The sequence below is a fragment of the Sinorhizobium sp. 8-89 genome (assembly GCF_030124325.1).
GTDB lineage: Bacteria > Pseudomonadota > Alphaproteobacteria > Rhizobiales > Rhizobiaceae > Sinorhizobium.
The window spans coordinates 44118-69029 of the sequence record NZ_JASKLR010000005.1 but is presented as its reverse complement, the minus strand read 5'-3'; the positions used below and the strand labels follow the sequence as shown (position 1 = coordinate 69029).

Below are 24912 nucleotides of genomic sequence, written 5' to 3'. Positions count from 1 at the left end.
GGGGAACCAGTTGCATCGAAACGAGTTAGTCTAGGTTGTATGACCTGGCGGGGGCTCGACTACTGCGATATGGGCCTGTTGCCACCCAGTCCAAGGGTAGTGGTATGAACGCTCCGGCTCCCGAACGTTCGCCAAGGAAGTCCTATGACTTCTTTCAGTATCTTGTCGATGGCATCGCCGAACCGGTGATCGTCAAAGACGAGGCGTCGCGTTTTGTTTTCATAAACAGCGAAGCCTGTGCGCTTCTCGGCAAAACGCGCGACGAGCTCATCGGACGCACCGACTATGATTTCTTGCCAAGTGAGGAAGCCGATAGGATTGTCGCGCTTGACAGAGCCGTCCTCTCGACCGGCCAGGACTGCCAACTCGAAGAGCAAATCACGACACCGGATGGCGCCACGCGGACGCTCCTGACGAAGAAGCGCTGCGTGCGCATACCGGTCGGCGCGACGGACGAGAGATTCCTGGTCGCCGCCATCATGGACATTACACATCTGCGTAAGACCGAAGCAACGCTGCGCGCCAGTGAGGAGCATTATCGGTCTCTCGTGGACTTGCACCCCCAGGTTCCTTGGACGGCTGACGCAAGGGGGGAGGTGTTGGAGGTAGGCCCGCGATGGACGGAATTTACCGGATTGCATGAGGGGGAGACGCTGGGACGTGGATGGGCAAAAGCCGTGCATCCGCAGGACGCCGCCATGGTCCACGCGCAATGGCAACGCTCTCTTTCGAGCGGCGAACCGCTCAATATCGAATACCGGCTTTTGACCGCAACTGGTCGTCATCGCTGGTTCCGAGCCCGTGCAGTCGCCAAGCGTAGCAGCGTTGGAGAAATCGTGCGCTGGTACGGCCTCCTGGAGGATATCGACGAAAGGCGACGAGCCATTGATGCTTTGCGTGAAAGCGAGGCACGCTTTCGGGCAATCGCTGATGACGCCCCGGTGATGATCTGGGTGGCCGACCCAACGGGCGACACCAGTTTTTTTAATCGCTTGTGGTTGGAGACGACCGGCCAAACGGAGACCGAAGCGCTCGGTTTCGGCTGGGTGGATGTGATCCACCCCGATGATCGGGAAAAAGTGCAGCGAGCATTTTTCAGCGCGGCCGCAGGAAAAGAGGCTGTCCGCAGCGAGTACCGGTTGCGGCGGGCCGATGGAAGCTGGGCATGGGTGATAGATGTCGGTCAGCCCCGCTTTTCCGCCGATGGAGCCTTTCTCGGTTATGTAGGGTCGGTTCTCGACATCACGGAACGTCGAGCCGCTGAGATCGCTCAACAGGAAGCGCAGGCGTTCATCAGAAGTATTTTCGACAGCAGTCCCGACTGTGTGCGCGTGCTCGATTTGGAAGGGCGGCCGTTGCTAATGAACGAGGCTGGCCGGCGCATCTTCGGTCTGGCGGAAGGGGCTCCGCTTACAAAAACGACGTGGGATGTCGTGGGCAACGCTTCCGACGCACAAAGGGTCCAGGCGGGCTGGGAAAAGGTCAGAGCGGGCGAGACGGCTCGCTTCGAGATCAGCGTACGGGTCAAGGACGAAGAAAGATGCATGGACGTGATCTCAGCCCCGATCATGGGGCGCGAAGGAAAGCCCATCAGAATGCTTTCGATCTGGCGCGACATCACCGATGCGAAGCGCGCCAGCGAGGAAATAAGCCGCGCGCAGAAGAGAGCCGAAGCCGCGGCTGATCAGCTTTCGTCGGTTCTCGAAAGCACCATGGACAGCGTCATGCTCCTCGATGCCCAGTGGCGTGTCCGTTATTTGAACGAAAACGCCAAGGCGCTCTTGCGGATCGGGGACGAGTCGCTGGGAAAAGTCTTTTGGAAGCAGTTCCCGAAAGAAAGGAAGGGGAACTTTGGCAAACACTGCCAGGAGATCATGGACCGCCGTGTCCGGTCCTTCTTCGAGGATTACTTGCCATCCCTCGATCGATGGATCGAGGCAATTGCTTCTCCAGCGCAAGACGGCATTTCTGTTTTCTGCCGAGACATAACGGAGCGTCGCCGGGCCGAGGAGGACAAGTTGCTCGCCCAGAAGCAGATGGCCCACTTGGCCAGGCACGACATGCTGACCGGGCTTGCAAACCGGATGTTCTTCCGTGAATGCTTCGATCGGGCCCTTAGCGAGAAGAGTGCCGCCGGCCGCATGGCTGTGCTGTGCCTCGACCTTGATGGGTTCAAGGCGATAAACGATACGCTTGGCCATCCCGCTGGCGACGCCTTGTTGCGCCAGGTGTCGGCGCGACTCGTCCAATCCGTGAGAGCCACGGACATCGTCGCGCGCCTCGGGGGTGACGAATTTGCGATCATACACCGCTTGGCAAGGAGCCGTGACGAGGCGTTTCGCCTCGCCCAGCGGGTTATCGACGCACTCTGCGAACCGTTCATCATAGAAAGCGTTAGCGCCACTGTCGGGGCGAGCGTCGGCATTGCTTTTGCGCCGGACGATGGGACTTCCGCGGATGAATTGATCAAGGCCGCCGACATCGCCCTCTACAACGCAAAGTCAAGCGGGCGCGGCACTTACAAGCGCTTCGACGCGGCCATGCATGCGGAGTTGCAGGCGCACCAGCAGGTTAAGGTTGCACTCAGAGGCGCTTTGGAAAGGAACGAGTTCGAACTGCATTATCAGCCGCTGATAAGCTTGAGATCCCGCCGCGTAACAGGCTGCGAAGCGCTTTTGCGGTGGCGCAGTCCCGAAAGAGGAATGATCGCGCCCTCCGACTTCATCCCCACTGCTGAAGAAACGGGACTGATCGTGCCGATCGGTAAGTGGATTCTTGATCAAGCCTGTCGCCAGGCCGCGTCCTGGCCGGAACATATCAGTATTGCTGTCAACCTCTCACCGGTCCAGTTCAAGCATCGGGATCTCGTGAAGGCAGTGGCCGATGCACTCTCGGCCTCTCGTCTCGATCCCGCCCGCTTGCAATTGGAGATAACGGAGTCGGTCTTGCTGGACGAGAGCGAACACAACCGCCAACTGCTGCTGGAGTTGCGTGGCCTCGGTGTGAAAATCGCGATGGACGACTTCGGAACAGGCTACTCATCCCTCGGTTACCTGAGAAGTTTCCCTTTCGACAAAATCAAAGTGGACCAAGCCTTCGTCCGCGACTTGCCCGACGGCAAAGAATCTCTCGCGATCGTCAGAGCCGTCGCCGGTCTTGGACATAGCCTGGGCATGACGACGACGATCGAGGGCATTGAAACAGAGGACCAATTGGCGATCGTTAATGCGGAAGGGTTCCACGAGGCTCAGGGTTACATCTTCTCGCGACCCCTGCCGGCATCGGAAGTGTCGAAGTTGATTGACAACCCCTTGTAACAGTTGGCGCGTCATGCGTTTCAGAGCGTTTTTGCGAAGCGGCGTCGATCATTGCAGCAGCATTGGCCCTACACGTCGCCAGGCGTGTGTGGCACAATCTGCATACTACCGCGCATTGATACGCAATGACGGGAACGCATTCGCTGAGACGATCGTTAGTTGCATACCGGCTAGCGAGCCGAATGATGGCCCGCAAGCGCCAGACAACCGGCGAGGAAAGCGTAATGAATGCCTCACGCGTCGCACTTATTGCCGATGATGATGAATTCTTCCGAATTGCGCTTGGCTTCATCTTGAAGAGCAAATTGCACTTCACGGAGATCATCGAAACCGGATCGCTTGACGAAGCGATTGAACGGCTCAGCGAGCGCGAGGACATATCGCTGGCGTTGTTCGATTTGGCGATGCCCGGCATGCAAAGCGTAGTCAGCCTTGCGGCCGTGCGCGACATCCACCCCGATCTAAAGGTCGTCGTCGTGTCGGCATCATCGCGCCGGTCGGACATCTTGTCTGCCCTCACTGCGGGTATAAACGGCTATGTGCCAAAGGGCCTCGGCGCAAGCGATGTTGCCGAGGCAATTGGGGCGATCCTGAACGGCGCCGTTTACGTACCCCCGTCTATAGCGGGCCGCGCCTCTCCCTCCGAGGAAGCAGAGGTGCCCCAGGCCACGCGCGGAAACCAGGACGGACGCAGCCATCGCACAATCGAACTCCTCACCCCGAGGCAGCGCGAGGTCCTCCTGCTCCTTGTGCAGGGCTTCTCGAACAAGGAAATCGCCCGCAAGCTGAAACTCGGCGAGGGAACCGTGAAGATCCACATGGCAGCACTCTTCCGTAGTCTGCGGGTAAGAAACCGCCAGGAGGCGGCAGCCGCAGGGGCGCGCCTGTTGCCCATGACCGAAAGCTAGGTCGACATAGTCCGGTCGGATAGGCCGTCGTCTAAGCCATCCGGACGAGTAGCGCAAATGCATGCCAGGGCATAGTGACGACAGCACCGGAAATGAATGTGGAACCAATGCGCCAGCCTGCTTCGACAGCCAACTTATCTCGACCCCCCGCTTCACGCTTGCCCGGCAAACGAGCAGGGGAGCGTTCCGTGACAGGGCGCGCGCCGTCACCAAATCTCGCCGAACAGGCAGCCCACAGGGTCGGTCTGAGCTTTCCAGCGTCCAGGAAAGGGGCCATCGCTTCGGCGATCGCCCGGCTCATGGTGCGGCGTGGGATTGGTGACAGCCGGACGTTTCTCGACCGGCTGGGGCTGGACGAGGATTTGACCGATGATGCGGTCGCAGCGATGACGGTCGGAGAAACGCATTTCTTTCGAGATCCAGCTCAATTCCAGCTTATACGGCAGACAATCCTTCCCGAATTGCGGCGACGGCGGTCCGACGGCGCTCCCGCCAGGATCTGGAGCCTTGGCTGTGCAACGGGTGAGGAGCCCTACTCCCTTGCCATTCTCTGTGACGAGGAAGGTCTTTTGGAGAATGTTCGAATAAGCGCAGCGGACATCTCCAGGAGGGCGCTCGTCACTGCGAAGGCCGCCGAGTATGGCGAATGGTCCTTGAGGAATACGGATCACAAGCTGAGGAAACGCTACTTCACCTCTTGCGAAGAACGCTTTCGACTGCACGAACGACTGCGCCGGCAGGTCGAGTTCACTCAACTTAACCTTGGTACAGATGAGCTTCCGGCACCCGAAAGGAACTTGGCTGATTTCGATTTGATCCTTTGCCGCAACGTCCTCGTCTATCTCGATGCAATCGCAGTGCGCCGGATTGCGCGCCAGCTATTCGCCTGCCTCGTTGATGGTGGCTGGTTGTTGACCGCTCCGACCGATCCGCCCTTGTGGCAATACGCCCCTTTCGAAACGTCGATCACGCCCGCCGGTGTGATCTATCGGCACATGATGGCTCATTCAGACACTTCGAAACGGTCGATCTCACGCGTCACCTCTGTTCAATGCCAAACCAAGAACCCTCTCGCGCGCGTCCCGCCTGCTCGTGCTTGCGTTGCCGATGCGCGAAAAACACTCGGCGACAACGCCGTTGAGGCGATCACCCGACAAATCCGCTCGCGTTCTGATATGGGTGAGACCCGCGACGCCGCGCGCCTCGCTGCGCAAGCCGTTGAAAGTCACCCGCTCTCGGCGGAACTGCATTTTCTCCAAGGACTCTCCCAGATGACCCACGGAGAGACCGACGCGGCTGCAGCGGCGCTGCGACGGGTGATTTATCTGGACAGCGATCTGGCTGCCGCGCAGTTCTTTCTCGGTGTCTGTCTCAAGGACAGCGATCCGCAAGCGGCCCTACGTGCCCTCGAAAACGCGCTCCTGTTTTGCCTCTCTCGTCCGCAGCGCGAACGCGTCGCCCTGATGTCTGGGGCGACGGCGGGACATCTCGCGGAGCGCGCAAGGCGGGAGATCGGTAAAATTCGGTGGCATCCGGGGAGCGAGGGCCTATGACGACACCTCTCCGGCCCGCCGCCCGTCCGATCGACTGGACCGCCGTCAGAAGGCGGATGGCAGCAGCGATAGAACAGACGGAAGTGCTTTTGGAAGCGGCACAACAGGATGAGCAATACGAGCGGCAGTCACCGCACCTGGCTGGTGATGCGTTGCCCGGACAGAGCGAACAGCAGGCAGCCGGTCTTGTGACCTTCATGCTGTCGAATCGCCGGTTTGCATTGGAGATCCGATACGTCTGCGAAATCGTTTCGAAGGCACGCGTCAGTCCGCTCCCCGGAATGCCCTCGCATGCCTGTGGCGTCTACGATTTACGCGGCCATTTGCTTCCCGTCTTCGACCTATGCGGACTGCTCGATCTCCCGCGTGGGACCCGCACCGCCAATGACTGGGCGATCGTATGCGGCCAAACACAGCCGGAGTTCTTGATCTTATCTGACACTGCGCCCGAAGTATTGACGCTCCCCCTGGAGGAAATCGGAGCGGCGGAAGCCGATCTCGGGGGTGACGCCTGGTATTGCACGACCACGAAAGCGGGCACGGTCATTCTGGACGGCGACCTTCTGTTGAACGACCGTCAATTCTTTCTTGAGGACGAGCGGGTCATCGCGAGTGACGAAACGGAAAGGACCGAGATCCATGAGCCCCCGATTGGCAAATAGCCTCTATGGCGCGTTGGGGTTGGCAATGCTGCTGTTCGTGGCCGCTTCGGCGCTGCTCGTCGGGTCCAGCTTTATTGCCCTGGAACGGGTCCGGGCCGATCTTGCCGCGACGTCCTCGTTGGGCAAGGAACGTGTTGCCTACCAGATGGTCTATGCGGCCGGGCGCATGGAAAGGGCGGAGGGGGCCGCCCGGGCCGCTGCTGCCGATGAACTGCGTGGCCTGATGAATCGCAACGAGCGGCTGCTTGCGAGTCTGGTCGATGGCGACGGAAGGCTCGGGCTGGAGGCAACGACCGATCCCGCCGCCCGCACGCAGCTTGAACAAGCGCGCCAACAATGGCTGGAGCAGGTGAGGCCCGCTCTGGAAAGCGCAATCGCCAATGCGCCGATCGATCACGCCGCACTGGATGAGCTCGACCCAAAGATCAGGACTTTTGCCGCGCGAGTGGACGAATTGATCGACCAGATCGAGCAGGCGGGAGTTGACCGGCTCCAACGCTCTCAATTGCTGCAACTTGGTTTTTCCGCTCTCGCCGTTCTCCTGCTCCTTCACGTGCTCCGGGTCGCGCGTCGACTCGTCCGGCGCACCCGCGCGCTCGCCGGCGTGGCGGAAAAGGTCAGCGCCGGTGACCTGGAGCAGAAGGCCTCCGTAGAGGGTAACGACGAGCTCGCGGTTCTCGGCGCCTCCTTCAACACAATGACCGCAAGGCTCGCCGGAATGATCGACAACGAGCGAGGCAGCAGGGAGCGACTTGAAGAGCTGCTCGCCATGATCTCGGAAACGGCGCAACACCTTTCGTCGTCCGCCGCCGAGATCCTCGCCGGAACCACGCAACAGGTCGAAGGCATGCGTGAGCAATCGTCGGCCGTCGCCCAGACAGTTACGAGCGTCGATGAGGTGCTGCAGACGTCGGAACAGGCAGCGCAGCGCGCGCAGCAGGTTGCTTTCTCCTACGATCAGGCCGTCAAGATCAGCAATGAGGGCCGCAGAGCGCTCGATGACACCGTGCACGTAATGAATACGGTTAGCGCACGCACGGAAGCGATTGCCGGAGACATTCTTTCCTTGGCAGAAAACAGCTTGGAAATCGGCGAGATCGTCTCGGTCGTCGCCGAAATCGCAGACCAGACGAACCTATTGGCGCTGAACGCTGCCATAGAGGCTTCACGTGCAGGCGAGCACGGCAAGGGCTTTAGTGTCGTTGCCAGTGAGATCAGGACACTTGCCGACGAATCGAAATCCGCGACAACGCGGGTCCGTCGAATTCTGATGGAGATCCAGAAAGCGACAAACGCGGCGGTTATTGGCGCCGAGGATGGAACGAAGAGTGTCAGCCGCGCGCTTGAGACGGTGAACGAAGCAGGCGAAACGATCCGGCAGCTCGAGTCGATCGTTGCCGATTCCGCGCGTTCGGTCGCGCAGATCGCCGCTTCCGCGGGCCAGCAAAAAGCGGGCATGAAGCACATTCACGACGCAATGCATTATATCGAGCAGACGAGCAGCCAGAATCTTTCGGCGATCCGGCAAGCGGAGGAGGCCGCGAAAGATCTCAACGAGCTAGGCTCGAGGCTGAATGAAATGCTCGATTACCATGGCAACTGACATGACGAAACCCGAAGAATTCGACCGTGGACTGCTGCACATGTTCACCGAGGAGGTGGGGGAGCGTGCGTCCGACATGGAGCAGGCTTTGCTCGCAATCGAGGATACCGGGGAGGCTGATGAGAAACTCCGTCTGCAGGAGCAGCTTTTGAGGATGGCGCATAGCCTTAAGGGAGCCGCCGGGTTGCTTCAGGTGCGGGGAGTGGAAGCGATCTGTCACTGGATGGAAGAGGTACTCTCCATCACTGTGAATGAGCAGCTCGTGCTCGAAAAATCCAAACTGGACCTGCTGCTGAAGGCCACAGACACAATCAGGGACGCGGCCCTGCTCCTAGAGAGTGGCGAGACGCTTCCGCCGGCGCACGGCGAGAGTGTCGTCGATGCGCTGAAGGCTGCCATAGCGAGAAGGGCGGATCACCGCGGCGGCAAGCCGAAGTTGGGACCGCCTTCGGGGGGATTGAAGGTGCCGGTTCGCGCTAGTGATACCGACGGCTCGATGCGCGTCTCCGCCGATCGACTGGATACCCTTCTCTACAGGAGCGGCGAATTGCTGTCCTTCAACGCAATCATACGCCGCCACGCCGAGGAGGCGTCCTTGCTGCGGGAGCAGGCGCGGAAACTGCGTGGGGTCGGCACCGAGTTCGCCACGCTGGCGGCTAGCATCGAGATCGGACTGCGCCAGCTTGCGACATCGCTACGCCAGGACACAAGAGTGATGCACAGTGCCGCGACAGCACTTGACCATGAGGTGCGGCACGCGCGCACACAGCCCTTTGCAGAGGCCTGCAAGGGGTTCGACCGTGTCGTGCGGGACGTGGCGTCCGCATCGGGCAAATTGGCAGAGCTGGAAATCAAAGGTGGAGAGATCGAGATCGATCGCTCAATCCTTTCGGGCCTTCAGGATTCACTTCGGCATCTCGTGCGCAATGCAGTCGCGCATGGCATCCAGCGGCCGGAGGAACGCCGGGCAGCAGGAAAACCGGAAAAGGGCAAAGTCCTGATCACGGCCGCTATCTCCGGAGACCGGATGCAGGTGCGTGTCGAGGATGACGGCCGCGGCCTTGATGCAGCCCTGCTAAGGAAGGCAGCGGGCGAAGCTTTGGAAGACGTGAAAGACGAAGCGGAACTCCTGCGGCGCGTATTCGAGCCGGGCGTATCGACGTCGGCGACGGTCACAAACCTATCGGGGCGTGGAATAGGTCTCGACATCGTCAAGCGAAATGTCGAAACGCTGCGTGGCACAGCGGAGATTTCCCAAGTGCAGACGGGAGGCGCCGCATTCACCCTCACGCTCCCCCTGACATTAGCGACGGTTCGCACACTGGAGGTCATTGCAGGGGAGCATGTGCTCACGATTGACACGGCGTCTGTTCAGCGGGTGATACGCATTCATGCGCAAGACTTCGCCATGTCTGGACACAGGTGCGTCGTCAGGACGCCGATAGGCGCAATACCGTTTGTGGATCTGGCCACTTGGCTAGGAGTGAAGCTGTGCAGAGGCGATATCCGGCAGGCTATGCCAGCCATAATCGTCGACGCCCCGGGCGGGCCGATCGCGGTACTCGTCGATGCCGTTGCCGGTGAACAGGAACTTCTTGCCCGTCCACTCGGACCGCGGCTCGCGAAAGTTCGTCGTTATAGCGCTGGCACGGTACTGCCTGACGGGCATATCGCCCTTCTCCTGAACGTCGCCGCGCTCGCGGAGGCCGCCGCCGAGGCGCGATTACCAGACGGCGCACGCGTGCCCCAGCCGATTCCAACAGTGAGTCGCAAGGTGCTCGTCGTCGACGATTCAAAATATATACGGACGTTGGTGAAACTCATCCTCGAGGGCGCAGGCTACGATGTCGTGATGGCAAGCAATGGCAAGGAAGCGTTCGACCAGCTTCGTGACCGCGGCGCTGACGTGGTTGTCGCGGACGTCGACATGCCGTCCATGAACGGCTTCGAACTCACCGAGGCCATTCGTCGATCGGAGCGTTTCACCGACACGCCCGTCGTCCTCGTGACGGGCCGTGAAACGCTTGAAGATAAAGTCCGGGGGCTGCGTGCTGGCGCAAATGCCTATCTGAGAAAGGACCAGTTCGATGCGCAGCACTTCCTGGAGACGATGCGCCGGGTCGTGTGAGGACGAGGATGACACGTATTCTACTTGCGACATCGACACCCGCCCTTGAACAACTCTTCAAAAAGGCGGCCGGTACCGACGCTGCCGTAAAGCTCGTGGGCGTCGCAAGAAGCGGCAAGGACGCAGTGAGGCTGACCGGTGAACTTTTGCCGGACATCATCGTAGTGGATCTCCGCGACGACGACACCGCCGAAACCGTCAGGGAGATAATGATCGCCGTGCCGACGCCAGTCGTGATGGTGTCATATCAGGACGGTTCGCAATTGGGAGCGATGTCTGCGCGCGCACTCGACGCGGGCGCGCTCGCGGTCATCCCGGCGCCGACCGCATCCGGCACGTCTCTCGACCAAGCGGCCTTCGACAAGTTCCTGTCGACTATCAAGGCCATGGCACAAGTCAAGGTCGTTCGCCAGTGGCGCAAGAAAACCCGTGGTGATCACCGGGTCAAAGAGGCACCCGAGGCTGCGGCTCACACTCGGATCGCGATCGTGGGGATCGCCGCCTCCACCGGCGGACCGGCCGCGATCCGCTCTATATTGAGGGAGCTCCCTGCCGATTTTCCCGCACCCATTCTCGTCGTGCAGCATATGTCGAACGGCTTCATCGACGGCGTTGCCGCATCCCTCGACGCGACGGTTGCACTCAAGGTGAAGGTCGGTGCGAATGGCGAACGACTGAGGCCCGGGACCGTTTACCTTGCTCCGGATGGCCATCAGCTCGGCGTCTCCGGCAAGTTGCGCCTGCGTGTCGTGGACGAAGATCCCATCCAGGGGTTCAAGCCGTCCGGATCCTATCTCTTCGGTTCGATTGCTCGCGCTTTCAAGGACGAGTCTCTTGCGGTCATCCTGACGGGGATGGGCGATGACGGCACCGAGGGCCTTCGAGCGCTGCGTATGGCGGGCGGAAGGGTAATTGCTCAGAATGAGAAGAGCTCGATCGTCTTCGGAATGCCGAAATCGGCGATCAACGCCGGTCTCGTCGATTTCGTCCTGCCGGTTGAAGACATCGCCGCGAAGATCACCGCTCTCGCTGCTGCATGATTCCTCAAATCGGAATCGCTGGCTCAGGCGGAATGAGAAAAGCGGCGCCGCGCGCCGAACCTCCGCGCAGCGCCGCTCTCGCCCCACCCCAACTCTGCGCTGGAGCGATTCCGGATCGGGAAAGGCGAACTCAGGGAGCGCCTTTCGCGCTCGTCCGCCCGTATCATTCATCGCCTCCTACATGCTCATGATCTGGATGGCGGCCGGCGTGATGATGACCGCGAAGAGCACAGGCAGGAAGAAGATGATCATCGGCACCGTAAGCTTCGGCGGAAGAGCGGCTGCCCGCTTTTCCGCCTCGCTCATGCGCATGTCACGGTTCTCTTGTGCCATCACGCGGAGCGCTTGACCGAGGGGCGTGCCGTATTTTTCTGCCTGGATGAGGCTGGTCACGACGGCGCGCACACCCTCAACGCCGGTTCTCTGCCCCAGATTCTCGAAGGCCTGCCGTCGGTCCTGCAGGTAGGACAGCTCCGCAGTGGTGAGTAGGACTTCCTCCGCGATCTCCGGCGATTGCGCGCCGATCTCCTCGCCCACTTTCCGAAAGGCGCTTTCGATGCCCATGCCGGATTCGACGGTGATCAACAGGAGGTCCAGCGCCTCCGGCCATGATCGACTGATCGCCTGCTGCCGCTTGGTGGTTCTGTTCCTGATGAAGACCGCAGGGGCGAAGTAACCGAACGACCCGATTCCGGCCGCCATCGCCACAACCAATATCAACGGCGCCTCCGGCCGGATGATGAAGAGGAGATAGAGCAGAGCGGCAATGAACATCACCACCGGCGCAATCAACCGCACGGCAAGGAAGGTCGTCACCGGAGCATGACCGCGATAGCCTGCCGCACTCAATCTGCGGACGATTTCGCCGTCCTCCGCCTGCTTGGCAAGATTGAAACGGTCGACTATCGCCTGAAAGAGGCGCTTGGGTTCTGCGCGCAGCGAAACCTTGCTCTGCCCGGCCTCCAATCGCGCCCGCTCGCGCTGGCGGATACGTTCGCGCTCGCCTTCCACCCTTCTCATTCGATCGGCCAGGGTGTCGCGAAAGACATAGGGCCAGGAAACGACGATGACCGCGGAAAAGGCGGAAAGGCCGGCCATCAAGACGGACAACTGCTCCGGGTCGGGGATATAGGCAACGAGGCTCATGTCGGTTCTCAGAAGTCGAAGTTGATCATTCTGCGCATAACGAGAATGCCGAGGCCCATCCAAAGTCCACAGCCGACAAGCACGAGCTTTCCGGTCAGCGTCGTGACTAGAAGCATCATGTAGTCCGGACTGGTCAGATACACGGCACCGGCGACGAAAAACGGCAGAGCACCGATGATGCCGGCGGAGGATTTTGCTTCGGCGCTCATCGCTTTGATCTTGCTTTTCATCTTCTTGCGCTCCCGCAGCACCTTCGAAAGATTGCCGAGCGCCTCGGAAAGGCTGCCGCCGGTGCGGCTTTGAATGGCGATGACGATGGCGAAGAAATTTGCTTCCGGTAGCGGCATGCGTTCACACATACGCTCCACGGCCTCGTCAACGGGGATGCCCAGCGTCTGGTCCTGCGCGATGGAGACGAACTCGCTTTTGACCGGTTCCTGCGCTTCTGCCGCAATCACCCTCAGGCAATCGCCCATTGGCAGGCCCGCCTTCAGTCCTCGGACGATGACATCGACCGCATTCGGGAACTCGGCAGCGAAGCGGGCGAACCGCGATTTGCGCTTCTTGCTCACATACGCATGCGGCAGCAGCAAGCCGCTGGCGATGGCGAAGCCGACCGCTACCAACGGCCCAAGGCCCAGCGGAAGCATTATGCTCCAGGTCGTAAGGGCGACACCGGCGCAAGCGAGGAAATAGGTTCTGGTCGACCAGTGGAGGCCGGCTTGGCGGATCCTGCCGGCGAGCGACGGCTTGCGGCTCCTGCGCGCATTCGCCTTGTGCTTCGCTTCGATTTCGCGCAGCGTCCTTTCGACCGAACGCCGGCGATCCCGGCCATCCTCTTCCGCCCGTTCGCTCTGCTTGCGCTCCGCCACGGCCGCGATGCGCTCGAACCTTTGGCGATAGACGCTTGCCTTGACCACTCGCGGATAGAAGGCAGCTATCATCACGCCGCCGATGCTGATGGAGGCCAAGAGAAAGACAAACGCGGGAAACAGCAGGGAAGTCAGCATCTCTTACGCAGCCGCCTTCATTTCCGCAGCATCGAGGGCGGCGGCAAGCCGCGCCTCTTCGCCATAGTAACGGGCGCGGTCCCAGAATGCCGGGCGACCGATGCCCGTCGAACGATGTCGCCCGATGAGGTTGCCCTTCTGGTCCTCACCCTGAATGTCGTAAACGAAGAGATCCTGGGTCGTAACCACATCGCCCTCCATACCGAGCACTTCGGTGATGTGCGTGATCCGGCGAGAGCCGTCGCGAAGACGTGCGGCCTGCACGATCACATCGACCGACGAGACGAGCATCTCCCGAATTGCCTTGGCCGGCAGCGAATGCCCGCCCATGGTGATCATTGCCTCGATGCGCGAGATCGCTTCGCGCGGCGAGTTGGCATGAAGCGTGCCCATCGAGCCATCATGGCCGGTGTTCATCGCTTGCAAGAGATCGAAGGCCTCCGGCCCGCGCACTTCGCCGACGATGATCCTTTCAGGCCGCATGCGCAGGCAGTTCTTGACGAGTGCGCGCATGGTGATTTCACCCTGTCCTTCGATGTTCGGCGGGCGCGTCTCGAGCCGCACGACGTGCGGTTGCTGCAATTGTAGCTCGGCCGCGTCTTCGCAGGTGATGATGCGTTCGCCGGGGTCGATGTAGCCGGTGAGGCAGTTCAGAAGCGTTGTCTTGCCGGAGCCGGTGCCGCCGGATATGAGCACGTTGCAGCGGACGCGGCCGATGATCTTCAGGATCTCGGCACCTTCCGGCGAGATCGAGCCGAAGCGTACCAATTGGTCGAGCTTAAGCTTCTCTTTCTTGAACTTGCGGATCGTCAGCGACGGGCCGTCGATGGCGAGCGGGGGCGCGATGACGTTGACGCGCGAGCCATCTGCGAGACGCGCGTCGCAGATCGGGCTCGATTCATCGACGCGCCGGCCGACCTGGCTGACGATGCGTTGGCAGATGTTGAGGAGCTGTTCGTTGTCGCGGAAGCGGACACCGGTTTCCTGCACCTTACCGCCGACCTCAATAAAGACGTGGTTCGCGCCATTCACCATGATATCGGCGATGTCGTCGCGTGCGAGCAGGGGTTCCAGCGGACCATAGCCCAGAATGTCGTTGCAGATGTCACTGAGCAGCTCGTTCTGCTCGGCCAAGGAGATCCCGGCCTTCTTGGCCGCGACGATGTCGTTGATGATCGCGCCGATTTCGTTGCGTGCCTGCTCGCCTTCCATGTTGGAGAGTGCGGCGACGTCGATGGTGGCGATCAGTGCGCTGAAGATTTCCTTTTTCAGGCTGTAATATTGCTCGGCCTTTTCGGCTTTGATGACGGCAGTTGGAATGGCTGGCTTCTGAGTAGGGGGCAACTGGGAAATTCGTTCCGGTTCGCGTGCTGCCTCCGGCTCAACAGCCGGTTCAAGAACCTTTTCGTCCGAGAGGGATTTCTTGCCGAACATCGTTGTCGCCGTGCCTCGAGCATTTTGGGGGCTTGGGAACGAGCAGGGCGGAGGGCAAATGCCTCCGCCATGCACTTAAACCAGACTGGTCCCGCCGATTACAGCTTGCCCGAGATCGTGGTGAACATCGTGTCAATCTTTCCGCCGAGCGTGGTCGCACCGGTGATGAGGGCGACGGCGATAAGGCCGGCGATAAGGCTGTATTCGATGGCGGTCGCGCCGGATTCGTTGCGAGTAAAGGCAACAAGAAGCTTCTTCATGGTTCGGGGTCCTTCAGTGGTTTGAGGTTGCGCCGACGCCAAGTTCGGCATCACAGGGCCGGGCCAGGTTCTGCCTCGTTTCCCGCTTGCTGTGTGGCTCTCATATAGACTTTATTAACCCTCTCGATCCATTCAGCCTGATGGCCGATGGCCGCCCGCACGCGGCTCGGCCGGTTGGCCTAGTCCAATCGTCGGCGTTGCACTACTTCCATGCTTTGTCAGACTTGTTGGAACGGATTGCACATCCATCCGTTGAGATATCGCGAGTAACCAGTGGGAGTGATTGCAATGCGCACCGGTGCCGGATGGCTTGTTCTAGCGGTCGCGACATGGGCTAACCTCGGAGCGGCGCAGGCAGCGGAGAATGTCCTCCCAGCAGCCATCACATTGCAGCCAACCCGCCAGACCGAGGGCGTCATCAGGGTGGTCGTCGATTTCGCGCGAACGCTCCTGCTCGCGCGGCCCGCGAGCACGCTCATTATCGGCAATCCGGCCATCGCACAGGCGACTCTCAGCGACGACAGGACGGTCATTCTGACCGGCAGGACGCCTGGTTCGACAAACCTCATCGTTATCGGCACGGACGGCGCGGAGGTGTCCAACGTCATCCTCGACGTAGTGTCTGCAGGCGGTCGCCTGGTCACCGTCGACGAGGGCACGGGCAAGACAACATATAGTTGTTCGGACCGCTGCGATCCGGTTCAATCCGGCGAAGCACCCATTCCGCAAACTGAGAACACTGCGCCGCTGCCCGGTGAAGACGCCAATTCTACAGGCAATCCTTGAACGATCACCCGATCGGAATGCGCCGCGAAAGCTGAAGGTGGAAAGGACTCTGCGATAATCCCGGCAGTACGAAGGTGAAGGGATACCGGATCGATAGAACGCGAAAATCGATCCCGTCCACCGTTTCCTTGCCGGTGACGATCTGAAGCAGCGCCGGATCACCGCCTTGGAAACTCTCTCGCACCGCGCTCTCCAGCTTCTGCTGCGCCTCGCCGGCGGGCGCATCGCGGGCGACTTGGCCAATCAAGACCTTCCGCGCCGCGAAATCGGCGGCGTATGAGAGATCATTGCGTACGTAAAAGGCACGGCCGAACTCGACAATCCCTAGCATGAGCAGCAGCAGGGGGAGACAGACCAGCGCAAACTCCACCGCAGCCGCGCCCGACTGGCTGCGCCCTAGAAATCGAATGCCGCGCTGCAGGTTCATCGGACTTCCACCTGGATCGAAGAATTGAGATCGAAATCCGGAAGCACCTCCGGCGCAGACATCGGCCGGTAGAGTGTTGCTGCATCCAGGCGATAAAAGATGAGCTCCGGCGCTGAGTTCGCACAGGGTGTCTTCCCGCATTCCGGCGCCGCCTCCGGTTTGACATCGGCATTTTCCGGGCAGGCGCAGTAGCGCGTCACCGCCGCAACGGTGGTATTGGCCAGGTTTGCGCTCTTGGCGAGCGTGGACTGCATCACCTTGTAGACCTGTGTCGCCCCGGGATCGGCCATGGCAGCCTGCGCGCCTGCGCGAAGGGCATGGTCAAGCGTCATCCGTTCGTAGATAGCAAAACCGAGATCCGCCATCGCCACGAGAGCAAGGGCGAGCACCGGAGCGATCAGCGCAAATTCAACCGCTGAGGCGCCCGTCGCGGACGCTTTAAGCTCACCCACTTTCTTGCGCAGTGCTGAGGAGGCCTTCGGCTTTGTGCGCTTGAAGACGTTCCGCAGCAACGCCTTGAGGCCCTTCTGGTGCGTACGTCTCTCTCTCGTCCCGCCAACGCGCCACGCCAGGGCAATAATCGCACGGCCCGCTTCGGAAGCCGGTGCCCGCTCGATGACGAGCTTGCCATTATTCGCCGCGGCGCCGAACAGGTGCGGGTTGAAGGCAATGGAAACGCTCTCCTGCAGACCGACCGCAGCGACGAAGTCCTTCGGCTTGATTTCCGGAAGCTTGGGCGTGCCGAGCTTGTTCAACACAAGCCTCGGCGGCGGGTCGTTTGGCCGCGCCTTCTTCAGGAAGTCGATAAGGTTCTTGGTATTGCGCATGCTGGCAAGATCAGGCGTTGCGGTGATGACGATTTCATCCGCCTCAAGCAGGATCTTCCGCGTCCACTGCGTCCAGATGTGGGGCACGTCCAAGACGATGTGCCATGAGCTCGAACGCGCGACCTCGAGCAGATGATCGACGTTGTCTTCCCGCAGGCTGAAGAACTTGTTGAAGTCCGTGGTGGCCGGAAGCAGGTGCAGACGATCCGTGTAGGTCACTGCCAGCCGCCGCAAAAGCACGTCGTCGAGGCGATCCGGACTTTCGAGTACATCCAACATCCCGTTCGCGGCTTCGATATCGAAATTGAGACCGAGTGTCCCGGACTGAAGGTCGAGATCTGCGAGGAGTACATCGGCATCCACGCGCTTGGACATGGCATAGGCCACGTTATGCGCAAGCGTCGAGGATCCGGTCCCTCCCTTGGCGCCGACGAAGGCGACGATGCGGCCCAGCTTCTCCTCCGTGGAGTCACGAAAGCAGCGGTGTACGGCAGCGACGAAATCCATCGGCTCGAACGGCATTACGAGGTAGTCACTCACGCCGGCGTCCAGAAGCTTCTTATAGAGACTGACATCGTTGGAGCGGCCGATGACGATGACCTTGGTACCGGTAACGCACTCCACTGCCAGGGCTTCCAGCGCCGCCATCAGCCGGACCTCATCGTCGTCATTTTCCACGACGACGAGGTTCGGCGAGGTGATGCCCCCATAAAGAGCTGTCGCTTCCCTTATTCCACCCGACTTGATCGTTACCGTGGCGCGCGCCATACGACGGTCGATCGCCGCCGTACGGATCGCCTCCGTCGCTTCCTCCGATCGACAGAAGGTGGCGACCTCCACTTTCGGGATGGGCAAAAGCGGTGGAGCATCCACTATCTGCGACGTTTCCTGGATTTGCTTGCCGAGATGCTTCATTTGTCCGAGACTTCCATGAAAACCGATCAACTGCCGTTGGAGCGGGAGGGGACTTCGACCATCGACACGCGCCCGCCGCTGATGATGCGCACCACGCCCGGTCGCTTTTCTTCCGTTTCGACGGCCGGCCTTTCGTGATTGTCGGCCACTGCGCGCAGGGCCAGCGAAACCGTGCCGGAGGCTTCCGCAGCCGCAACGGTTGCGATCTGTTCCGGATCCGCTTCGAGCGTTGCGGTTTTCCCGATCACCGAAGTGCCGTCGGCGGCTTCCGAAATGGTCTGATCGACCGCGAGCACGCGGATGTTTGAAAGGATCGCTCGGCTGATTACCTTTCCGTCCTTGCCGGAGGAGTCCGCCCGGGCGACCGTGTGGATGACGTCGACATGGTCGTTGGGCAGGATGAAACCGCCGGCCGTGCTCTCCGCCGTCACGCGAACGGCGATCGCCCGTTTTCCAGAAGGCAGCATGCTTGACAGAAAACCGGAGCCGCGCTGCGCGAGCTTGTCTTCGCGAATGGGTTCTCCCGGCACGAAGTCGCTCAAGGCGAGCGAACCCTTGAGCGCCGTTATCGCGTCCGGCCTTGAACTGCGGCTGATGAAGACGGGAGCGATATCCCCCTCCCACGGTTGCCAGCGCATCTGGCCCTCGTCGAGCGTCGCACCGCGTTTGAGTTCCGCGGACGCGACCAGCACCTCATTCGAGGGAGCCTCTTCAGCGGTTACGACCTCTACCTCCGGCTGACGGGACGCGCCGAGCGCCAGCCAGGAGGCAGCCCCGCCGGATGCGAGGGCAAGAAGGAGAATGACGAAGCGGATCATGGCCAAACCTTTTCAACGGGCAACGGAAGCTTGGTAGCGCCCTCAGAGAAGAGCGGAGAACCACTGGGTTTGCGGCAGCAGCAGAAGCGCCGCCGGCGCCATCGCCGCCCCGTAGGGAATGCCCGTCTCAGGGGCGTGCAGGCGCGCGGAGCAGGCGTTCTTTTTCAACACCACCGGCAGGGGCATGCGCCGGAACTGAAGGAGCGCAAGCGTCAACGCCGCGCCGATCACGGCCGTGTAGAGGACGAAATCGACCGCGAGGTCGGGCCCAAGCCAGAGCACGGCGACGGGCAAGAGCTTTGCGTCGCCGCCGCCGATCCAGCCGAGGGAGAAAAGCACGAAGGTACAGGCCAGTATGCCGAATCCGATGAGAATGCTCGAAGAGATCGTGGCTACGCCCAAGCCAGCGGCGGGCGCAAGAACGGCAAAGGAAACCGCCAGTGCGAGCACCAGGCGGTTCGATATGGTCATCGTGGCGACATCCTTGATGCCGGCATAGGTCATCGTTCCGGCAAAGAGGAAGAATGCGAGCCAAGCTGCGGATGTCGAGATCATGTTCGATGCCTTTCGTGCGCCGATGGAATTGTCGCGAATGTGCCCTTTGAGCCGCGCAATAACCATTCGACCTGATGGCCTAAGCGTAAGGCGCCAAAGGCTTGCGGCCCGGACTAGGCCAATTGGCCGAATCGCCAACGACCGGCGAGCGATATACCGTCCGGCCCCGATAGTCGGGTTTTGGACAGAGGAATGGGCGAGAGAAGCGACACGGTCAACGTGGAAAGGCCGATGCGACAGCGGCGCGCCGGCACACGTCGATTCATAAGAGACGAAGGTGGTGCGGTCGCCGTCATCGCTGCGATCGCGTTTCCTGTTCTCGTCGGTGCGATGGGGCTCGGGGCCGAGACGGGCTACTGGTTCCTCGAAAAGCGTAAGCTGCAGCATGCGGCCGACGTATCGGCACACGCCGCTGCCGTGCGCTTTCGGGCCGGAGATCAGCAAGCTGCGCTCGAAACCACTGCCCGCAGGATCGCGAGTGCGTCCGGCTACACCCCCGGCAGCCTCACCGTCAGCACCCAGCAGGGCCTTGGGGGATCCAGCAAGCTCACGGTCGAGCTGACCGAGACGCATCCGCGCCTGTTTTCATCCGTTCTTGCCGACGGGCCGGTCACGATGAAGGCGCGCGCCGTCGCCGAGATCAAGGGCGGTTCCAAGGCCTGCGTGCTTGCGCTGTCGAACTCGGCGTCGGGCGCGGTGACTGTGACCGGCTCGACGGAAGTTCGCTTGTCGGGCTGCAGCGTTATCTCCAACTCCAGCGCAGTCGACGCCTTCCTCATGAAGAACGGCAGCGCAATGATGTCGACGGACTGCGTCTATACGGTTGGCGAGGCCGTTACGACCACAGGCCTGACGCTTACCGGTTGCAGCGAACCCATCGAACGGGTGTCGCCGACGGCGGACCCTTTTGCATCCGTCGCCGAGCCGGACAAGTTGCACATCCAACAGCTTCCCTGCCGCACGCTCGCCTATGTCTCCAATTCCACCTACACCTTTGACCGGCTCGCAGACGGGACGGAGGCGATCAGGTTCTGCGGCGGATTGCAGATCCAGAATACGATCACATTGAAGCCGGGCCTCTACATCATAGACGGCGGCGACTTTACGGTGACCGCGGGGGCGAAGCTTTCTGGTGAGGGGGTCACGCTGTTCTTCACCAACGGTGCCGCGGCGAAACTGCTCGGCAACGGCGACATTGACCTGTCCGCGCCGACTAGCGGACCCTTCGCCGGCCTGCTTTTCTTTGGCAGCCGCCACGATACGGGTGTGATGCACCAGGTGACGGGCAATTCAGAATCGACGCTGGAGGGAAATCTGTACCTGCCCAGTGGCCATATCGATTTCACCGGCAACTCCACTGTGTCCGGGGGGTGCACACAGATCGTTGCGGACCAGGTCACGTTCACGGGCAATTCGACAATGGAAACCTGCGCCTCGCCGACCGACGAGATCGTTGTAGGCCGAACGGTGTCGCTGGTTGAGTAGTACGCCGGACACGGGTTGGAACTACATGATCGGACCAACGGCTGTCCTTCGCGGTAGCAACCCGGATTAACGCGGTCGTCCAGTAATCAAACCTCGGGCGTACCGAGTACGAGCGAGACCACCGAAACGTGACCGGGCATTCACTCGCGGTCGAGCGTAGCCGGGATAGGTCAAGTTGTACGCATTTTCTGCACGGCGATTTAAAGCGTCTCATCTACCGTGCTGCGCATGAGGTTCGAGAACCAGGAGTTCTAAACATGAAGGCGCAAACAAGGACTTCGGTCGGGCTAATCGACGGCCGCAGCAATATAGTGCGGGGCGTGTTTGCTCTACTCCTTGCAGCAGCCGTGTCGGGATGTTCTGTCACTCCAGACCAAAGTATCCGAACCTCGTCGCTGACGAGACAGGTCGGCTATCCGGCGTTGAGCAACAAGCGCGTCGCGGCCAAGCCGGTCGTCGTTCAACGAGCGGTCAAACTCGAGCGGGCCGCCTATCTCGGGCGTGCCCCGTATATTTGCACGCCGAGCGGCTTTGGCAGCACCTCGCGCTGCTTCCTTCGATAGGGGTGGAGTTGCGCGCCGATCGGCGACGGGCTCATCTGCGGAGCCAAATTGATAGGCTGACGCAAACAGGCTGCGCAACTCCTTCACCCGGTCAAGATCATTCGACCTTGCCGAGTCCTGCTTCGATTCTGTTCAGCCGCGCGCTCACATAATTGCCGCGACGAAGCTTGGCGAATTCGTCGTCAGGCTTTGCCGGCACGTTCTTGAAAACATACCATTCGCCGTTCGGTTCGCGTTTCTGAAGGATGAGGCTACCTTGCCTGCGATGGCTGAAGCAGGTTGTTGCCGGAGCCGAGCCGTCCTTTGCGTGCCAGTCGGCCTTGAAGCAGAGTTTTCCTGGTCCGGTGATGAACCAGCGACCGACGCCATAGGAGGGACGGCCGTTCTCCTTCGACCAGGCCGTAAACCGGCGCTGCCGCACTGAGAAATATCCCGCGCCCGCTTTCCAGATCCACGATTTCTGGCTGTAGAGCCTATAAAGCTCGTCGTGCGTCAGCGGGATTGCCTTTTGAGCGTTCGCGCGTCCGGCAGCAGCCTCGGCAACCGATGCCGTCGCACCCATCATCGCGGTGATGGCGACAGCCAGGGACATTGTGCGTAATACTGACCTCATCTCATGTCTCCGTGCGAGCGATTGTTAATTGGTGGTTTCTCGGACGACTCGCCAGTCGGGCCGGCCATAGCCTCCAGGCCATGCGTAGATTTCGCGGTCGTTGAAGTAGACGACCGCAGTCAGTGCAGGGAATTCTGAATGACGCATGGCAACGCTTGTCGCCCAGCTCGCCACATAAGACGCGTCACCTTCGTAGCCCAGCTCGGCGACCATGATTGGCTTGCCGTAGCCTTTCACCCGTTCATACCCAGGCGTCAGCCGTTCCGAGAACGACTTGTCGCGGCCAGTCGTGCCTTGATCGTATTTTTGATAGCCGAACACCGAGAGCCCGACGATGTCGACGACGTCATCCCCAGGGTAGAAGGCCTCCAGCCCCTCGTTGCCCTTGGGCGACCATACGAATTTCGCGGTTTTGATGTGCGCGCGGCACACGTTCACCATACGCCGGTAGGCGGCCCTGAAATCTTCGCTCCGCCAATGAGACCAGGAAAACTGGTTGTCCGTCTCGTCCATTTCCTGCCCCCACCTGATGATAATCGGACTTTTCAACGTGGCGGCGGTCGAGCAGACTTGGGCCATGTTCTCGTCGCGTTCGCCACCGAGAATGCTCCGCAGCAGTTCCTGATCCGAAACGCGCCAATCAGGCGACCAAGACCACGGTTCGATCGTGATCATCAGCGAGCGCCCGCGCGCTCGGGCGTAATCGTCGGCAAGGGCCAAGGTGGACAAATCGACGTCTTCCCAGGGCAAGAAGAGATGTTCGATCTTGGACTGCGACGGTTCACCGAAATCGCCGTGGGGGTCATAAGCACCAAGATCGATGGAATCCTCCGTCAGCACGGGGCGCTTTTGCGACGGCGCCGCCGCGGTGGAATTCCGGCCGGGAATGCCACGCGGTATGCTGGCTGCCAGCACCGTGCCGGACAGGAAGAGGCCCATGCATAAGAGGGCAATTGCGTTTGATTTCTTATTCATCGTGAACCTCCGCTGTGGACTGGTTTTCGATAAGTGAAGCTGTTGCTGTCATGGTTTGATCCTCAGCGTCTCGCGACGTCTTCCACCGGAGCAGGGATCCAGCGCGGTCGAAGTACGATCTTGCGCAGGGTGATGCCGCCTTGGCCGGCACCTGACGCCGCATAGCGCTCTTCGAATAGGCGGAGATGCCCCGCTCCCCATGCAAGTGCTTCGAGCCCGTCCTTTCCGTGCTCGGCAGTCGCGATCCCGGGCAATGCAACGAGCGCTACAAGCCCGGCTGCCATCGCCGGCCTATAGAAGCGAGGTGCGGCAGCGATCGCGTTCTCCTTCGCATGCCGCGCGACAATGACCAGCAAAAGCAGGCCGTAGATCGCAGCATTCAGGATCGCGAAAAGATAGAAACCCTTGGCCTTGGCCGCATCGTCGACAAGTAGGACCGGCAGCACCGCGGCAACCGCGAGAAAAACATAGGGCGCAAGCACGCGCAGGGGCAGCGGATCGACCTTGGATGCGCCTTTCGGGGTGACGCGGAAGTCCACGAATGACCCAGTGAGCCAGTCGCGCGCAGCCGCCACCGTGCCGGCAAGCGCCCAGGGCCAGCGTGCAAAGAGAAACAGCATGCATTCCCAGCTTAGGATTTTCGCATCGTACGGCCGGAAGGAGCCACTCGCCCGCCAGCGATAGGCCAGAAGGACGAGAACCATCGAAAGTGGCGTGAAATGGACCAGGAAATCGGGATAGGTCACGGCGACGAAGGTCTCGCCGCGCGCAAGTGCAAGGGTCGGCGTTACGAACATGAGTGCCATGAAGCACGCGAAAAGCGGGTACCAGAGCTGCGAGAAGAGGAACTGGAACTTCAGGCGGAGCGGTAGCCGGCCGAGGAGACGAGGCGAATACTGCAGCAGCAGCATGGCCAGGCTGCGTGACCACTGGAATTCCTGCGTCACGAGGTCGCCGAAGGTGCGCGGCCCGTCACCATGCGCGATGGCATCGAGCGCGTGTACGCCGCGCCAACCGGCGGCATTCATCATCAATGTCGTCGAATGATCTTCCGCCAGTTCCGGACCGAGCCCGCCGATATCTTTGAGCGCTGCCGTGCGGACCGCATAATGAGAGCCGATGCAGAGCGGCGCGAGTCCGCCATTGTAGCCGGCCTGGAGCGAGCCGTGCATGCTTGCCTCGGCATACAGCCTTCCGCGTGCCGACCAGCTGTCAGCCGCGTTCCGGTCGCAAATGCTGGGTGCCGAGACATAGCCCACTTCCGGGTCGGCGAAGGGGCGGAGCATCTCGAAGAGGTAGCCGGGCTCGGGAACGTGGTCGGCGTCGAGCTGGGCAACGAAGTCGTAGCGATCGTAACCGTAATGGTCATAGAAGAAGGCAAGATTGCCTTCCTTGCAGCGCGTGCGCCGCGGCCACGAGGTCCGATGATAGTCCGCCCGCCCTTTGCGAGTCGAGACGAGGACATGATGCCTGCGGCACCACTCGAGCGTGGCCTCGGAAGGGTCCTCGTCAGCGAGCCAGGTATCGTGCGGCACATCCTGAGCGAGCATCGCTTCAAGTGTTTCCGCCACGACCGAAAAGGGTTCAGATGGGGCCTTGGTCACGACCATGGCAACACGGCTGCCTCCCGGCAGCCGCAGCGGCCCGTTCGGTTTTGCCGCGCGGTGGAAGACAACTATGAAATAAGCGGGGAGAAGCGTGACCCAGGCAAGCACCGTCGTCACCGTAATACTGCCGAAGATGTCCACGTGGTGGCGCGGCTCTAGCCACCAGCTCCAGAAATAAGCGAGGGCGGCGGCCCAGAGGCATGCTCCGAACAGATATTCCGCCCGGCGATAGCCTGTAAGCACAGGGACGAGCAACGGCTCGCCGCCGGGCATGTTGCTC

21 protein-coding genes are annotated in these 24912 nt (G+C 60.9%); 10 read left to right on the top strand and 11 right to left on the bottom strand.

Translation table 11 applies throughout. The annotated features are described in order from the left end of the window. The first annotated feature begins 104 nt into the window (after positions 1 to 104). From QN219_RS12570 to QN219_RS12540, 7 genes are all read left to right on the top strand, one after another. Positions 105 to 3317, top strand: coding sequence for a PAS domain S-box protein (locus QN219_RS12570; RefSeq protein WP_309486585.1), 3213 nt, complete (start codon positions 105 to 107; stop codon positions 3315 to 3317). Positions 3318 to 3541: 224 nt separating this feature from the next. Further along, entirely contained in the window at positions 3542 to 4225 is a 684-nt protein-coding gene (locus QN219_RS12565; RefSeq protein ID WP_284000019.1) for a response regulator transcription factor, read from the top strand. A gap of 188 nt (positions 4226 to 4413) precedes the next feature. Next, on the top strand, positions 4414 to 5778 hold the full coding sequence (locus QN219_RS12560; protein ID WP_284000018.1) for a CheR family methyltransferase: 1365 nt from the start codon (positions 4414 to 4416) through the stop codon (positions 5776 to 5778). Continuing rightward, positions 5775 to 6440, top strand: coding sequence for a chemotaxis protein CheW (locus tag QN219_RS12555; protein WP_284000017.1), 666 nt, complete (start codon positions 5775 to 5777; stop codon positions 6438 to 6440). The genes QN219_RS12560 and QN219_RS12555 overlap by 4 nt, the downstream gene beginning before the upstream one ends. Next, positions 6418 to 8043 carry a methyl-accepting chemotaxis protein gene (locus QN219_RS12550; RefSeq protein WP_284000016.1) on the top strand — a complete coding sequence of 542 codons (1626 nt, stop codon included), beginning with the start codon at positions 6418 to 6420 and terminating at the stop codon, positions 8041 to 8043. Before QN219_RS12555 ends, QN219_RS12550 begins: the two co-directional genes overlap by 23 nt. Position 8044: 1 nt before the next feature. Further along, the gene (locus QN219_RS12545; protein WP_284000015.1) at positions 8045 to 10171 is read left to right on the top strand and encodes a response regulator; all 2127 of its coding nucleotides are present in this window, start codon (positions 8045 to 8047) and stop codon (positions 10169 to 10171) included. A gap of 8 nt (positions 10172 to 10179) precedes the next feature. Then, positions 10180 to 11211, top strand: coding sequence for a chemotaxis protein CheB (locus QN219_RS12540; RefSeq protein ID WP_284000014.1), 1032 nt, complete (start codon positions 10180 to 10182; stop codon positions 11209 to 11211). Positions 11212 to 11388: 177 nt separating this feature from the next. Here the strand turns inward: QN219_RS12540 and QN219_RS12535 are convergent, their stop codons facing one another. From QN219_RS12535 to QN219_RS12520, 4 genes are all read right to left on the bottom strand, one after another. Continuing rightward, entirely contained in the window at positions 11389 to 12357 is a 969-nt protein-coding gene (locus QN219_RS12535; RefSeq protein ID WP_284000013.1) for a type II secretion system F family protein, read from the bottom strand. Positions 12358 to 12365: 8 nt separating this feature from the next. Then, positions 12366 to 13367 (bottom strand): type II secretion system F family protein, encoded by a 1002-nt coding sequence (locus QN219_RS12530; protein ID WP_284000012.1) that lies wholly within the window; start codon positions 13365 to 13367, stop codon positions 12366 to 12368. 3 nt (positions 13368 to 13370) lie between these two features. Further along, entirely contained in the window at positions 13371 to 14801 is a 1431-nt protein-coding gene (locus tag QN219_RS12525; protein ID WP_284000011.1) for a CpaF family protein, read from the bottom strand. Between the two features lie 98 nt (positions 14802 to 14899). After that, positions 14900 to 15061: a Flp family type IVb pilin gene (locus QN219_RS12520; protein WP_284000010.1), complete on the bottom strand. Its 162-nt coding sequence runs from the start codon at positions 15059 to 15061 to the stop codon at positions 14900 to 14902. 288 nt (positions 15062 to 15349) lie between these two features. Here QN219_RS12520 and QN219_RS12515 point away from each other — a divergent pair, with 288 nt between their 5' ends. Continuing rightward, on the top strand, positions 15350 to 15847 hold the full coding sequence (locus QN219_RS12515; protein WP_284000009.1) for a pilus assembly protein N-terminal domain-containing protein: 498 nt from the start codon (positions 15350 to 15352) through the stop codon (positions 15845 to 15847). A gap of 4 nt (positions 15848 to 15851) precedes the next feature. Here QN219_RS12515 and QN219_RS12510 read toward each other — a convergent pair whose 3' ends face one another. Genes QN219_RS12510 through QN219_RS12495 form a run of 4 tightly spaced genes read right to left on the bottom strand, consistent with a single transcriptional unit; the run spans position 15852 to position 19389 of the window. Next, on the bottom strand, positions 15852 to 16274 hold the full coding sequence (locus QN219_RS12510; RefSeq protein WP_284000008.1) for a pilus assembly protein: 423 nt from the start codon (positions 16272 to 16274) through the stop codon (positions 15852 to 15854). Further along, positions 16271 to 18016, bottom strand: a complete 1746-nt coding sequence (locus QN219_RS12505) for an AAA family ATPase (RefSeq protein ID WP_284000007.1) — start codon at positions 18014 to 18016, stop codon at positions 16271 to 16273. The genes QN219_RS12510 and QN219_RS12505 overlap by 4 nt, the downstream gene beginning before the upstream one ends. A gap of 26 nt (positions 18017 to 18042) precedes the next feature. Then, entirely contained in the window at positions 18043 to 18834 is a 792-nt protein-coding gene (cpaB, locus tag QN219_RS12500) for a Flp pilus assembly protein CpaB (protein ID WP_284000005.1), read from the bottom strand. Positions 18835 to 18876: 42 nt separating this feature from the next. Then, a complete protein-coding gene (locus QN219_RS12495; RefSeq protein WP_284000004.1) occupies positions 18877 to 19389 on the bottom strand; it encodes a prepilin peptidase in 513 nt (170 codons plus the stop codon). A 231-nt stretch (positions 19390 to 19620) separates the two neighbouring features. Between QN219_RS12495 and QN219_RS12490 the strand changes: the two genes are divergently transcribed. Together QN219_RS12490 and QN219_RS12485 are read left to right on the top strand one after the other, a co-directional pair. Next, positions 19621 to 20874 carry a pilus assembly protein TadG-related protein gene (locus QN219_RS12490; RefSeq protein ID WP_284000288.1) on the top strand — a complete coding sequence of 418 codons (1254 nt, stop codon included), beginning with the start codon at positions 19621 to 19623 and terminating at the stop codon, positions 20872 to 20874. A 257-nt stretch (positions 20875 to 21131) separates the two neighbouring features. Continuing rightward, complete coding sequence (locus QN219_RS12485) at positions 21132 to 21437, top strand: hypothetical protein (protein WP_284000003.1); 306 nt, start codon at positions 21132 to 21134, stop codon at positions 21435 to 21437. 97 nt (positions 21438 to 21534) lie between these two features. Here QN219_RS12485 and QN219_RS12480 read toward each other — a convergent pair whose 3' ends face one another. From QN219_RS12480 to QN219_RS12470, 3 genes are all read right to left on the bottom strand, one after another. Further along, positions 21535 to 22050, bottom strand: coding sequence for a DUF995 domain-containing protein (locus tag QN219_RS12480; RefSeq protein ID WP_284000002.1), 516 nt, complete (start codon positions 22048 to 22050; stop codon positions 21535 to 21537). Between the two features lie 24 nt (positions 22051 to 22074). Then, positions 22075 to 23025 carry a glycoside hydrolase family 26 protein gene (locus QN219_RS12475; RefSeq protein WP_284000001.1) on the bottom strand — a complete coding sequence of 317 codons (951 nt, stop codon included), beginning with the start codon at positions 23023 to 23025 and terminating at the stop codon, positions 22075 to 22077. A 62-nt stretch (positions 23026 to 23087) separates the two neighbouring features. After that, positions 23088 to 24905, bottom strand: coding sequence for a glycosyltransferase family 2 protein (locus tag QN219_RS12470; RefSeq protein WP_284000287.1), 1818 nt, complete (start codon positions 24903 to 24905; stop codon positions 23088 to 23090). Positions 24906 to 24912: the final 7 nt, after the last annotated feature.